Here is a 10,986-nt window from a genome sequence, read left to right as displayed (position 1 = left end):
GATAAGGATAAGCCTGTCGCTCCGTGGCTGTGCGATGGCAGATTAGTTGTTTGTAAAATCACGCTTTGGCTGTCCGCGCCGCGCGCGGTGGTAAAATCTGAGCTCTCCGCGCCGCGCAGGAATTTATCGGTCAGATCCGGTACAAAAAGATCGGCGTCGTGATTGGCCTTGTTGCAGACTTTCCAGATATTTTTAAATTCCGCGCTGGTCGCGCCCCACGCGGTAGAGCTAAAAATCAGTAGCGTGCCTTTCGGAAAAAAAGTCAGATTGAGAATGTCGTCCGCGTACATTTTTTGGCCTGTGGCTATAGTCATAAAAATACCCCCCTTTAGATTTGCTGCTTTATTTTAACACATACATTACTTATAAGCAAGCTATCTTACAAGTAAGTATTCCGGCAAGTTTGATTTCTAAAATGTTAAAAAAGGATGGTAAAAACATGCATGACATCGCCCAGCTCAAAATCCACATCGGCCAGCGGCTTAAAAACCTGCGTCTAAAAAAAGGGCTGACCATCGAAGTGCTGACCGGCTTGCTGGACATTGCCCTGCCCAATTATCTGTATCTGGAAAAAGGCGCGCGCGGCGCGCCCAAGCTGGAAACGCTTTGCAAATTGGCGGATTTTTACACGGTGCCGCTGGATTATTTTTTTAAGGACTATGCGCCGGAGAGCGCGCCGGCAGCGCAGCAGACTCTTTTGGAGAATAAACTGCTGGCAGAATTTCGCAAACTAAAACCCGGCAAAAAAAATCTGACCCTGCGGGTCGTCCGCGGCTTTCAGTTCCGCTAGCGGCTTTAGGCTTTATCTCTTGCGGTAAGTGTAGCCCTTACGCGCGCGCTTGCGTCCGTATTTTTTAGTTTCTTTGACACGGGAGTCGCGGGTGAGCAGGCCTTCGTCTTTTAATTTCTTTTTTAAACCCGCGTTGCTGACCACAATAGCTTTGGCGACCGCGTGCGCCAGCGCGCCGGCCTGGCCAAATTTCCCGCCGCCGCGCAGATTGGCCAAAACATCGTATTGATTTTCCAGCTCAACCACCTGAAAAGGCCGGTTGACCTGCAGCGCGATCCCGGCGCGGCGGCCAAAATAACCCGCCAAATCATACTTGCCGTTGATTGTATATTTGCCGCTGCCCGGCCGCAGCACCACGCGCGCCGTGGCATTTTTACGCTTGCCGCAGGCTAGATACTGAATATCTTTGGCGTAAATTTCCGCTGGATTTTTGGCGTCGGATTTTTTCGCGGCCAGCGGCTCATGCTCAATTTTTTTAACTGCTTTCACGGCTTTCGTTTTACTCTCGGACATGCCTTGTTCTCCTTGCTTATATTTCTAGCTTCACCGGCTGCTGAGCCAGATGCTCATGCTCCGCGCCTCTGAAAACCTTGCATTTGGTCAATTGTTTATTGGCCAAGCGGCTCTTCGGCAGCATGCCGCCCACCGCCGCCAAAATCACTTTGCGCGAATCTTTTTGCATTTGCTTGGCCAGCGTGGTGGTTTTCAGGCCGCCCGGAAAACCGGAATACCGGTGATACTCTTTGCTCTGCGCCTTATTGCCAGTCACGACCACTTTATCGGAATTAACGATGACCACAAAATCTCCCCCGTCCACATTGGGCGTGAACGTCGGCTTGTTTTTGCCGCGCAAAATTTTGGCCACCGCGGCTGCCAACCGGCCAAGCGTCCGGCCCTCGGCGTCGACCAGATACCACTTGCGGTCAACCGTCTCTTTTTTCAAATTAAAAGTTTTTTTAAACTGCAACATTCTTAAAATTTCTCCTTACAATTTACAATTTCTCTTTTATTATATTTCACATCATACAAAATCAGCCCAGCTGCGGGAGCTGTGGCTGATCTCAACGCGCTACGCCGGCCCGACCGCATTATTTCACGCAAATCGTCCAGCGTCATTTTTTTTAAACCCACATCGACCAGCGCCGCAATAATATTGCGCACCATGTGGTACAAAAAACCGCTGGCCTGCACTCTATATGTCAATAACAATCCGTCGGCCTTATCTGGCGCGCCCGGCCAGCAGTCAGCCCGCCGCGCGGTTATTTCCGACACTGTTACGCGCCGGACTTTGTTTTTGACCGTGCTGCCCGCCGCGCAAAACGCCGCAAAATCATGCTCGCCGCGTATCAGCCGCGCCGCGCGGCGCATCAGCCGCCAGTTTAATTTTTGCCTGGCGTCGATATGCCAAACTTTATCCCGCATATACAACAGCGGCGCGCGGCCGTAATAAATATTGTACAGATACTCGCGGCCGGCGGCGGCGTAGCGCGGATTAAATTCTGGTTTTACGTAACGCGCTTCTTTAACGCGAATATCCAGCGGCAGCAAGCTGTTCAAAGCCGCCCGCGTCTTATCCAGCGGCATCCGCCTGCTGACCATCACGGACACAGCCTGTCCCAGCGCGTGCACACCGCTGTCTGTTCGTCCGGCAAAAATCGTTTTGATCTTTTCGCCGGCAAACAAACACCGCAACGCCTTATCTAAATGTTCCTGTATAGTTATACCATTTTTTTGTATCTGTGATCCGGCGTAAGCCGTGCCCAGATACGCCACGCGCAAAAATAAATTAAACCGCGGCATCAACTAATTCAAACCACACCATTTTGGCCGCGTCACCGCGCCGCTGGCCGACCTGAATTATGCGCGAGTAACCACTGCTGCGTTTGCTAAAACGCTCTTTGCCGGCGTAAATTTGCTTGACCAGCTCTTTATCGCCCAGCAGCAGACTAATCACGCGGCGTCTGCCGCTCAAATCTCCCTTCTTAACAAGGGTGATAATTCCGTCCACCATCTTGCGCAGCTCTTTAGCTCTAGCTTCAGTGGTCTCGACACGATTGCAGCGAAAAACCGCGACTGCCAGGCTTTTGAGCATTGCAATTCGTTGATCGGTCGGTTTGTGTAATTTATTGTATCCATATTTGTGTCGCATCTTTCCCTCTTTTTTATTTTATTCTCCTTTATTTTATTCTCATTCTTCTTCAAAGCCGTCTTCAGAGTCGGAATTCTCGGCAAAATCCCCGGCGTCGCCTTTGAGCTTGAGGCCGTAACGCGCCAGAGCCGCGTTGATCTCCTCGGCGGATTTTTTGCCAAAACTCTTGATGTCCTGCAGCCTCTCCGGCAGCGTATCGACCAGTTCACCGACGGTGCGGATATTGGCCTTGCGCAGACAATTGCTCGAACGCGAGGACAGCTCCAGCACATCGACGGAATCCGCCAAAATGCCCGCGCTGCCCGAACCCAAAGCCTCGGCTCCACCATTTTCCTCAGCCTGCGAATTGGGATTCAAGAAAATATCGACCTGTTCCTGCAAAATCTGCGCGCTGGTTTTCACCGCGTCTTCCGGCGTGACCACGCCGTTAGTCCAGACTTCCAGAAACAACTTATCGTACTCACGCCTTTTCTCACTGAACTGCTCGACACGGTGATTGACCTTGCTGATCGGCGAAAACGCCGCATCGATCGGCATCGTACCCAGCGGAATGTTTTTGTCTTCATTAATTCTTTTATTTTCGATCACATCGGCCACCTGATAACCCACGCCTTTTTCCACGGTCATCACGATCCGCAGTTTGCCGCCTTTGCCCAGCGTGGCGATATGCTGATCTGTATTGATAATTTCCAGTTCGTCATCATGCTGTATCGCTTTGGCCGTCACTTCGCCGTCTTTTTCCGTGGCGGAGAGCGTCATCTCCAGCGGAGTATCGGCATAAGAACGGATCGCCAATTTTTTGATATTCATAATAATATCCAGCACGTCCTCTTTCACGCCGTCAATAGCCGAAAACTCATGATCCACGCCATCGATTTTTACCGCGGTAACCACCGCGCCCTCTATTGAAGACAGCAAAATACGGCGCAGAGAATTGCCCAGTGTCGTGCCGTAGCCTTTTTCCAGAGGCTCGACCGTCAGCACGCCGGAGTATTTATCTCCGCCGGCCGCGTAAGCCACGCGCAGACTGTCCGTGGTTTTTTGTAACAAAGCGTCCATTTGATTTTTAAAAACCTGCGAACTGCGCCGGACAGCTTCTTCGGGAGACACCACGCCGTTTGTCCAGACCTCCAAAATCAGCCGGTCGTAATCCAGGCTTTTGCCGACACGCGCCGGCTCCACTCTGTGGTCGACCTTGACCACCGGCGAATAGGAAGCGCTGAGGCGCACTTTGCCTTCTTTGTTTTCCTCATCGGCGATCTGATAGCCCACGCCTTTTTCCACAGTCATCACGATATTCAGCTTGCCACCACGCTTGACCGTAGCAATGTGCAGATCGGGATTGGCAATCTCAATGTCGCTGGTGTGCGGAATATCGCGCGCGGTGATCACGCCTTCACCTTTGACTTCCAGAGTTAGCTCCAGAGCCTCTTCAGCGTAAGACGTGAGCGCCAGATTTTTGATATTAGCTAAAACTTCCAGTTCGTCCTCTTCGACATTATCCAGCGCGGAGATCTGCGCGTCGCTGACCGCAGCGCCGTCCAGCGCGCACAGGAGGATGCGCCGCAGCGCGTTACCCAGAGTCGCGCCGTAGCCTCTCTCCAGCGGCTCAGCTGTAAAAACGCCGTGATTCGGCTCAACTTCCTCGTATCTTACTTTCGCTTTAATTGCCATATTTACTCCCTGATTATTTCGCGTAATACTCAACGATGAGCTGCTCGTCGATCGGATAATCAATTTCCTCGCGCTCCGGAATAGAGACCACAAGGCCGGCATTAGCCGTCTGGTCAAATTTCAGCCAGGCCGGATACTGCGCTTCTTTTAATCTCTCCAGAGCCGCGCCAAAAGATTTTTGCGATGACGGTTTGATCGAAATTTTATCGGCAGGATTAACCTGATACGACGGCAGGTCAACTTTTTGGCCATTGACCTGAAAATGGCCGTGTTTGACGAGCTGTCTGGCATGCTTGCGCGAAGCGGCAAGTCCCAGCCGATAAGCGATGTTATCCAGACGCCGCTCCAAAAACTGCAAAATCAAAGTGCCGGTGACACCGGGCGTGCGATGGGCTTTTTCAAAACAATGCCACAGTTGTTTTTCCGACACGCCAAAAATCCGGCGCAATTTTTGTTTTTCGCGCAGACGCACCGCGTACTCGGATTGTTTTTTCACCACCGCTCCGTGCATACCCGGAGCTGTTTTGCGGCGCAACAGAGCGCATTTTTGCGAATTGCAACGGCTGCCTTTGAGCAAAAGCCGCTCGCCTTCTCTCCGGCATTGTTTACAGTCTGCTAATTTATGTTTACCCATTAAATTCTTTTCTCCTTATGTCTTCTTTAATATACTCTTATACTCTTCTTTTCTTTGGCGGCCGGCAGCCATTGTGCGGCAGCGGTGTCACATCTTTGATCGACAGCACGCGCAGCCCGGAAGACTGCAAAGCGCGGATCGCGGTCTCGCGGCCGGAACCCGGGCCGTTGACCTCTACTTCTACCTCGACAATGCCCTGCTCGCGCGCTTTGCTGGCGGCAATTTCCGAAGCCTGCTGCGCGGCAAACGGCGTGCCTTTTTTGGAGCCCTTGAATTCAGCGCAGCCCGCCGACCCCCACGACACCACATTGCCCTGCGCATCGGTGATCGCCACGATAGTGTTATTGAAAGTGGATCTAATCCGCGCCACGCCTTTGGCTATATTTCTTTTGGTTTTTTTCCTGGCTTTTTCTTTGCCGGCCTTGGCCGCTGTTTTTTCTTTTTCCGCCATTGCTGCTCCTAAATTATTTCGTCGCTATTTTTTTATTGGCCACCGTGCGCTTCGGGCCTTTGCGGTTGGTGCGCGCGTTGGTGCGGGAACGCTGGCCGTGGCAGGGCAAACCCTTGCGGTGACGCTGTCCGCGGTACGCGCCGATCTCGATCAGCCGCTTCACATCGAGCGTAACTTTGCGGCGCAGATCGCCCTCGACCGTATATTCACGCAAAGCGTCGCGCAGCTTGACCACGTCAGGCTCGGACAGATCCTTGACGCGGATTTCCGGCTTTACGCCGGTATTTTGCAGTATCCGGCGGCTCAAACTCGGGCCGACGCCGTAAATGTAGCGCAAAGCCACATCGATCCTTTTTTCGTTTTTCAAATCCACGCCGGCTAAACGAACCATGATTCTCCTTACCCCTGCCTTTGTTTATGTTTGGCGGTCTTGCAAATCACGCGCAGTACGCCCTTGCGTTTAATGAACTTGCAGTCTTTGCAGATTTTTTTTACCGATGCTCTTACTTTCATTTACTCACTTATCCCTAAATGTTATACGGCCTCTGGTCAAATCATACGGCGAAAGCTCCACGCGCACTTTGTCGCCCAGCAAAATGCGGATAAAGTTTTTCCGTATCTTGCCGGAAACATGCGCCAGGATCTCCTGACCAGTTTCCAATTTCACACGAAACATCGCATTTGGCATAGATTCAACAATCGTGCCTGATACTTCTATTGCGTCGCCTGCCATGCCTCTCCTAAAAACCACTCAATATCCATTTTCACAAAACGGGGAGGTAATGCTACACCATTATTCGTAAAATGTGAAGCCCCTTATTTGTTCTATATTGTTTTCGCCAATTGCAGCGCGTATTGATCGGTCATGCCGGCAATAAAATCCCCCACAGAAATTTCTACCGGCTCGCTGCGGCGGAAAGTCGAAGCGGCCAGTGCTTTTTCCGGCTGTTTGGTCAGCCGCGCGAATAATTTTTTTATCACGTTTTCCGCTTCTTGATTGTGCCGCAGAACTTCCGGATGCTGATAAAATCTGGCGTACAAAAATTTTCGCAGCTCGGCGACTTTTTCCGCCAGCGCCGGACCGAACCCGACTAATTCTGTCCCGGCATGATAAACATCCTGCAGTGTTTTTACGCCACGCGCCGTCAAGCGCCGTTCGGTCTCGAAAGCAATGTCATTGAGCAGCGCGCCGATCAGCGCGCGGATATTTAGATCGACCAGCAGGCGGTCTGAGATTTGCGGATTTTCTTTTTTGTTCTCGGCGCTGAGTTCCGCCCAGATGCTGACCTGCTGTAAATCTTTTAACGCCAACAGTCCAGAAGCAACCGCGTCATCGAGGTCATGGCTGTTGTAGGCAACCTCATCAGCGAGATTGACCAGCTGCGCCTCCAGCGACGGCGCCAGTTCACGCGCCGCGCCGCTGTCATCATAAGGACTGCGGTGCTTGATCAGGCCGTCAAGCGCTTCGTAAGACAGATTCAAGCCGTCAAACGCCGGATATTTTTTTTCAATGCTCTCCACGATCTTTCGGCTCTGGCGATTGTGCTCAAAGCCGCCGAAATCCTTCAGCAGCTCATTAAGCGCGCGCTCGCCGGTGTGACCAAACGGCGTGTGGCCGAGATCGTGCGCCAGCGCAATGGTCTCCGCCAGATCCTCATTTAAGCCCAGCATGCGCGCCAGATCGCGGGAAATCTGCATCACTTCCAGTGAATGGGTGAGGCGCGTGCGGTAATGGTCACCCGGCTGCGTGGTCACAAAAACCTGCGTCTTGTGTTTGAGCCGACGGAAAGCGCGGCAGTGGATCACGCGGTCGCGGTCGCGCTGAAATTCGGTGCGGTATTCCGGCGGCGGCTCGGCATGAACCCGCCCGCGCGATTCGCCGCTCCGCGCCGCGCAGGCAGCCAAAAGCCGCGCTTCTCTCTGCTCCAGCTCTTTTTTGGTCAGCATTACTGCGCGCTGCCCATTTCCCGCCCGGTGGTGGTGATCTTTTTCATGATCTGCAGTACTTTGGCGTTGGCATCGTACTTTTTGGAAATATCCGGCATGGCCACCAATTCCTCGGACATCTCGACATTGGAACCCTCAAAATAATACTGCCGGATGCGCGGCGCCTCCAGGTTAATGAAAGCAGCTTCGCTGTCCGGAGCTTCAAAAAAAGCGCCGTTCACCGTGCGCAGGGTGATGGAGGTATCCAGTTCGCCGACCGCCAGCCGGTCTCGCATCTCGCCGTTCTGGATGATCAAACCGGTTTCCGAAATTTGCAAATCGAGGGAATCGTTTACGTCCAGCTGAATAGTATTGCCGCCCGCGGCCAGCACCGGATAGCGTCCGGACAGCGTAACCAGCTCCCCTTCGCTGTTCACAATAAACCGGCCGTCGCGCGTAAACATATCGCCCTGCGGAGCGCGCACCGAAAAAAATCCAGGGCCGTCGATCGCCGCATGCAGAGGGTCGCCGCTAAAAACCATCTGGCCGTTTTTGAAAAAAGAGGCGGTCTCTTCCGTAACAAGACTGCCATTTTTATCCTGGCGCGTAATAATTTTAACCGCACGGTAACCCGGCGTATTGACATTGACGACATTGTTCATCAGCGCGCCGTATTGTTTTTCGTAAGTGTCCAGCGCCTCAGTCGTTGTTTTGTTGGCCGCGGTTAAAACACAGCTCCCCAGCAAAATTGCCATTAACATCCGGCGCGGTTTATTCAATTTATTCAGTTTGCGCATTTATTCGTCATCCATTTCTTTCACGCGCTTGTACAGTCTTTCGCGCTTCGAGGCCATCTGATCCAGACGGAAAATAAAAGCCAGCACCTCGGCGATCAAAGTATACAGCTCCGGCGGCACTTCCGTGCTCACTTCCAGCTTGAGCAGAAGATCGGCCAGGCCTTTGTCCTCATAAAAAGGGATCTTATGATCCTCGGCGATTTTCAAAATATCTTCGGCAAATTCGCCGCGGCCGGACGCCAAAATCACCGGCGCCGCGTCATGCTCAACATCGTAACGGATCGCTATCGCTGAACGCCCGCCGGCCGGACTATTTTCCAGCTCCAGCGTGGATTTTTTAATCTTTTGCCGGTGGTGCGCTTCTTTTTCTTCTATTTCACGGCGGCTTGACATCTCTAGACCTCGGTCTGCACGCGCGTCAGATTATTAAAATCCAGCGTCGGGATCAAAAATTTTTTCACGTCGAGATTGCGTTTGACCACGCGCACAGTTTTTGTTTTATAGCTGAAAGTTTCCATTTTTTTGCGCAGTTCGTCAACATTGGCGTTAATCAATTTGCGGATCTCTTCGCTGTTGGTGTTGAACTTGAAATCCAGATTGTCGTTTTCCACTTCCACCTCAGCGGAAATCTCACCCAGCGCTTCGGACTCCGTTTTCAAAACCAGCTTGGTGCGGCGCGGATTGATACGGCGGTATTTTTCTTTTTTGTCTTTTTCCAGCAGCAGCTCGACGGTCTGCGGCGGCGTGCCCATGCTGTTGGGGATCTGCCAATACGCAAATTTTTCGCTCTGCGCCTGATCTTCGCGGCCGGTAGGTCTGGACAGGATCGCCTGCACGATCAAATTTTGCGAAACATCTTTGGCCGCCGCGCCCAGCTTGCCCAGCGCGGACAGCAGATTATTGGCCGCGGGAGTTTTTTCCGGCATGGCGTCCGCCGCCTGTTTGGACACACCGCTGATCAGCGCCCGCACCGCGCGCATATTGGTCAGGACTTCCGCGTTGTTAAAAAAACCGGAGCCTTTTTGGAGCTTGTCCTTAAAATCTTTGGGCAGCAGGCTCACAAATCCGTCGAGCGACGCCAGCATGGCGGCCAGTTGATTGGATAACTGCGGCGAGAGCAGACCGCCAGTTACAGACAGAGCGCCGCGCGCCTGCGTGGAAGCCGCCAGCAGTTCCAGCAGCTGTTTGCCCAGCTCGGGATTTTGCTCTAAAAAAGCCGCCAGACTCTGCGCGCCGGCCCGGGAATTCAAGCCTTTGGTGATCATTAAAATCGCCGCCTGCTCGGTCGAAGCGGTCTTAGGCAGGCCACCCAGCAAAGTTTCCAGCGTGTCAAAATTTTCCGCGCTCAACTCCAGCCCGTACATCAGCATCTTGGTCGCGCGCGAACGGTTTTCCTGGCTGGGGCGAATACCCAGCTGCAGCAGTTGATTGACAATATCACGCGGCGTCATGCGGCGGGCGATCGTCGGAAAAGGTTTTACGGCCTGTTGCTGCTTGGCATCCTCGACCGCGGCGCTGTCCAGCGCTTTCTGCACACGCTGCGAACCCTTGACGCCGCCGGTCTGCGCCACATCGCCAGAACGGTTGATCTGCCCCTGGGTCAGGGCATTGTTTACATTTTTATTATAGGCGCTGACTTCAGACATAACTCCCCCTAGGGTATATCATCTAATTATACCACAATCAGAGGGAGTGTAAATTAAACCGTGTAAACCAAACATTGCTCCGCGCAGTTATTGCGGCGCGGGCAGAGGCGGCATTCCTCCCAGATTTTCTGCGGCAGCAGCTCCTTGAATGACGGCTTAAATTTGTTTTTGCGGAAAATCTCCGGCACATACGTCAGCGTAAAAACTTTCGGCACGCCCAGAGCTTTGGCTTCGGCCAGACAGCGTTTGATGAGCCTGGAGCCGAAACCGCGCCGGGTGTGCTCTTCCGCCACCGCCAGAGACTTGATCTCCGAGAGCCGGTCAGTATAAAGATGCAGAGCGGCGCAGCCAACGATTTTTCGGTTAGAAGTTTCCGCCGCGACAAAAAAGTCTCGCAGATTTTGAATGACCGCGTCCTCGCCGCGCGGCAGCATCAGATCTTTGGCCGCGTAAAAATTGACCAGTGTCAAAATGCCGGACACATCTTTGATCGTCGCTTTGCGTATTACGATTTTATTCATGAAAATATTTTAACATGAACATCCGCGGAATCGGTGGCTGAGCCTGTATCCTTCGGATACGCTGGCGAAGCCATCGCAAGACGGTCGTTTCGACAGCGAAAGGGACAGGCATATCTCGGCACGTCTCGCTTCCGCGAGACACCTCACCGCAGCTGACGCTGCTGCCTCTCCTTGGTAAGGAGAGGCTGGCTGTCGCATAAGCGACAGACTGGTGAGGTGTTTTACCCGTGGCAAAACGTCAGGGAGTCTAACGCTTGGTCTGCCAGGGACATAAATATCGAAGTTTAGACAACTTTCATGATGTATATAACTGTGTAATAACTCGGCACGGTATTGACGCTGAACGCCACGCCGGAGCCGGCATTGGCTGTCGTGCCGCTGATATCACCGCCGGTAAT

At 52.8% G+C, this 10,986-nt stretch carries 17 protein-coding genes; 1 reads left to right on the top strand and 16 read right to left on the bottom strand.

What is annotated here, in order from left to right; all coding sequences use genetic code 11:
- Positions 1-314, bottom strand: a 314-nt coding sequence (locus LBJ25_03690) for a hypothetical protein (protein MDR1453060.1), incomplete at its 3' end; no start/stop codon positions are given.
- 101 nt (positions 315-415) lie between these two features.
- Between LBJ25_03690 and LBJ25_03685 the strand changes: the two genes are divergently transcribed.
- The gene (locus LBJ25_03685; protein ID MDR1453059.1) at positions 416-790 is read left to right on the top strand and encodes a helix-turn-helix domain-containing protein; all 375 of its coding nucleotides are present in this window, start codon (positions 416-418) and stop codon (positions 788-790) included.
- A gap of 12 nt (positions 791-802) precedes the next feature.
- On the opposite strand, the gene rpsI is transcribed toward LBJ25_03685, so the two are convergent.
- The 15 genes from rpsI to LBJ25_03610 form a co-directional block, all read right to left on the bottom strand.
- Positions 803-1,303 (bottom strand): 30S ribosomal protein S9, encoded by a 501-nt coding sequence (gene rpsI / locus LBJ25_03680; GenBank protein MDR1453058.1) that lies wholly within the window; start codon positions 1,301-1,303, stop codon positions 803-805.
- A 16-nt stretch (positions 1,304-1,319) separates the two neighbouring features.
- Positions 1,320-1,760, bottom strand: coding sequence for a 50S ribosomal protein L13 (gene rplM / locus LBJ25_03675; GenBank protein ID MDR1453057.1), 441 nt, complete (start codon positions 1,758-1,760; stop codon positions 1,320-1,322).
- Positions 1,761-1,762: 2 nt separating this feature from the next.
- Positions 1,763-2,590: a tRNA pseudouridine(38-40) synthase TruA gene (gene truA, locus LBJ25_03670; GenBank protein MDR1453056.1), complete on the bottom strand. Its 828-nt coding sequence runs from the start codon at positions 2,588-2,590 to the stop codon at positions 1,763-1,765.
- The gene (gene rplQ, locus LBJ25_03665; protein MDR1453055.1) at positions 2,577-2,939 is read right to left on the bottom strand and encodes a 50S ribosomal protein L17; all 363 of its coding nucleotides are present in this window, start codon (positions 2,937-2,939) and stop codon (positions 2,577-2,579) included. Before rplQ ends, truA begins: the two co-directional genes overlap by 14 nt.
- Before the next feature lie 39 nt (positions 2,940-2,978).
- On the bottom strand, positions 2,979-4,613 hold the full coding sequence (locus LBJ25_03660) for a DNA-directed RNA polymerase subunit alpha (GenBank protein ID MDR1453054.1): 1,635 nt from the start codon (positions 4,611-4,613) through the stop codon (positions 2,979-2,981).
- Positions 4,614-4,626: 13 nt separating this feature from the next.
- Positions 4,627-5,247 (bottom strand): 30S ribosomal protein S4, encoded by a 621-nt coding sequence (gene rpsD, locus LBJ25_03655; GenBank protein ID MDR1453053.1) that lies wholly within the window; start codon positions 5,245-5,247, stop codon positions 4,627-4,629.
- A gap of 37 nt (positions 5,248-5,284) precedes the next feature.
- Positions 5,285-5,698: a 30S ribosomal protein S11 gene (rpsK, locus tag LBJ25_03650; GenBank protein MDR1453052.1), complete on the bottom strand. Its 414-nt coding sequence runs from the start codon at positions 5,696-5,698 to the stop codon at positions 5,285-5,287.
- A gap of 13 nt (positions 5,699-5,711) precedes the next feature.
- Positions 5,712-6,089: a 30S ribosomal protein S13 gene (gene rpsM, locus LBJ25_03645; protein ID MDR1453051.1), complete on the bottom strand. Its 378-nt coding sequence runs from the start codon at positions 6,087-6,089 to the stop codon at positions 5,712-5,714.
- 8 nt (positions 6,090-6,097) lie between these two features.
- Positions 6,098-6,211 carry a 50S ribosomal protein L36 gene (rpmJ, locus tag LBJ25_03640; protein ID MDR1453050.1) on the bottom strand — a complete coding sequence of 38 codons (114 nt, stop codon included), beginning with the start codon at positions 6,209-6,211 and terminating at the stop codon, positions 6,098-6,100.
- A 4-nt stretch (positions 6,212-6,215) separates the two neighbouring features.
- Positions 6,216-6,431, bottom strand: coding sequence for a translation initiation factor IF-1 (infA, locus tag LBJ25_03635; GenBank protein MDR1453049.1), 216 nt, complete (start codon positions 6,429-6,431; stop codon positions 6,216-6,218).
- A gap of 92 nt (positions 6,432-6,523) precedes the next feature.
- A complete protein-coding gene (locus tag LBJ25_03630) occupies positions 6,524-7,645 on the bottom strand; it encodes a deoxyguanosinetriphosphate triphosphohydrolase (protein ID MDR1453048.1) in 1,122 nt (373 codons plus the stop codon).
- Positions 7,645-8,421: a flagellar hook basal-body protein gene (locus tag LBJ25_03625; protein MDR1453047.1), complete on the bottom strand. Its 777-nt coding sequence runs from the start codon at positions 8,419-8,421 to the stop codon at positions 7,645-7,647. The genes LBJ25_03630 and LBJ25_03625 overlap by 1 nt, the downstream gene beginning before the upstream one ends.
- Positions 8,422-8,814 carry an EscU/YscU/HrcU family type III secretion system export apparatus switch protein gene (locus tag LBJ25_03620; GenBank protein ID MDR1453046.1) on the bottom strand — a complete coding sequence of 131 codons (393 nt, stop codon included), beginning with the start codon at positions 8,812-8,814 and terminating at the stop codon, positions 8,422-8,424.
- A gap of 2 nt (positions 8,815-8,816) precedes the next feature.
- Entirely contained in the window at positions 8,817-10,067 is a 1,251-nt protein-coding gene (locus tag LBJ25_03615; protein MDR1453045.1) for a flagellar hook-length control protein FliK, read from the bottom strand.
- Positions 10,068-10,120: 53 nt separating this feature from the next.
- Positions 10,121-10,588 (bottom strand): N-acetyltransferase, encoded by a 468-nt coding sequence (locus LBJ25_03610; protein MDR1453044.1) that lies wholly within the window; start codon positions 10,586-10,588, stop codon positions 10,121-10,123.
- Positions 10,589-10,986 lie beyond the last annotated feature (398 nt).

This window comes from Candidatus Margulisiibacteriota bacterium, from assembly GCA_031268855.1.
In the GTDB taxonomy this organism is placed as follows: domain Bacteria; phylum Margulisbacteria; class Termititenacia; order Termititenacales; family Termititenacaceae; genus Termititenax.
The sequence above is the reverse complement of the archived record's forward strand: the minus strand, read 5'-3'. Positions and strand labels throughout refer to the sequence as shown.

What these genes read in the sequence shown, in the direction of transcription:
- LBJ25_03685 (MDR1453059.1), top strand. Translation starts at nt 416, where the DNA reads ATGTTAAAAAAGGATGGTAAAAACATGCATGACATCGCCCAGCTCAAA.
- rpsI (MDR1453058.1), bottom strand. Translation starts at nt 1,303, where the DNA reads ATGTCCGAGAGTAAAACGAAAGCCGTGAAAGCAGTTAAAAAAATTGAG.
- rplM (MDR1453057.1), bottom strand. Translation starts at nt 1,760, where the DNA reads ATGTTGCAGTTTAAAAAAACTTTTAATTTGAAAAAAGAGACGGTTGAC.
- truA (MDR1453056.1), bottom strand. Translation starts at nt 2,590, where the DNA reads ATGCCGCGGTTTAATTTATTTTTGCGCGTGGCGTATCTGGGCACGGCT.
- rplQ (MDR1453055.1), bottom strand. Translation starts at nt 2,939, where the DNA reads ATGCGACACAAATATGGATACAATAAATTACACAAACCGACCGATCAA.
- LBJ25_03660 (MDR1453054.1), bottom strand. Translation starts at nt 4,613, where the DNA reads ATGGCAATTAAAGCGAAAGTAAGATACGAGGAAGTTGAGCCGAATCAC.
- rpsD (MDR1453053.1), bottom strand. Translation starts at nt 5,247, where the DNA reads ATGGGTAAACATAAATTAGCAGACTGTAAACAATGCCGGAGAGAAGGC.
- rpsK (MDR1453052.1), bottom strand. Translation starts at nt 5,698, where the DNA reads ATGGCGGAAAAAGAAAAAACAGCGGCCAAGGCCGGCAAAGAAAAAGCC.
- rpsM (MDR1453051.1), bottom strand. Translation starts at nt 6,089, where the DNA reads ATGGTTCGTTTAGCCGGCGTGGATTTGAAAAACGAAAAAAGGATCGAT.
- rpmJ (MDR1453050.1), bottom strand. Translation starts at nt 6,211, where the DNA reads ATGAAAGTAAGAGCATCGGTAAAAAAAATCTGCAAAGACTGCAAGTTC.
- infA (MDR1453049.1), bottom strand. Translation starts at nt 6,431, where the DNA reads ATGGCAGGCGACGCAATAGAAGTATCAGGCACGATTGTTGAATCTATG.
- LBJ25_03630 (MDR1453048.1), bottom strand. Translation starts at nt 7,645, where the DNA reads ATGCTGACCAAAAAAGAGCTGGAGCAGAGAGAAGCGCGGCTTTTGGCT.
- LBJ25_03625 (MDR1453047.1), bottom strand. Translation starts at nt 8,421, where the DNA reads ATGCGCAAACTGAATAAATTGAATAAACCGCGCCGGATGTTAATGGCA.
- LBJ25_03620 (MDR1453046.1), bottom strand. Translation starts at nt 8,814, where the DNA reads ATGTCAAGCCGCCGTGAAATAGAAGAAAAAGAAGCGCACCACCGGCAA.
- LBJ25_03615 (MDR1453045.1), bottom strand. Translation starts at nt 10,067, where the DNA reads ATGTCTGAAGTCAGCGCCTATAATAAAAATGTAAACAATGCCCTGACC.
- LBJ25_03610 (MDR1453044.1), bottom strand. Translation starts at nt 10,588, where the DNA reads ATGAATAAAATCGTAATACGCAAAGCGACGATCAAAGATGTGTCCGGC.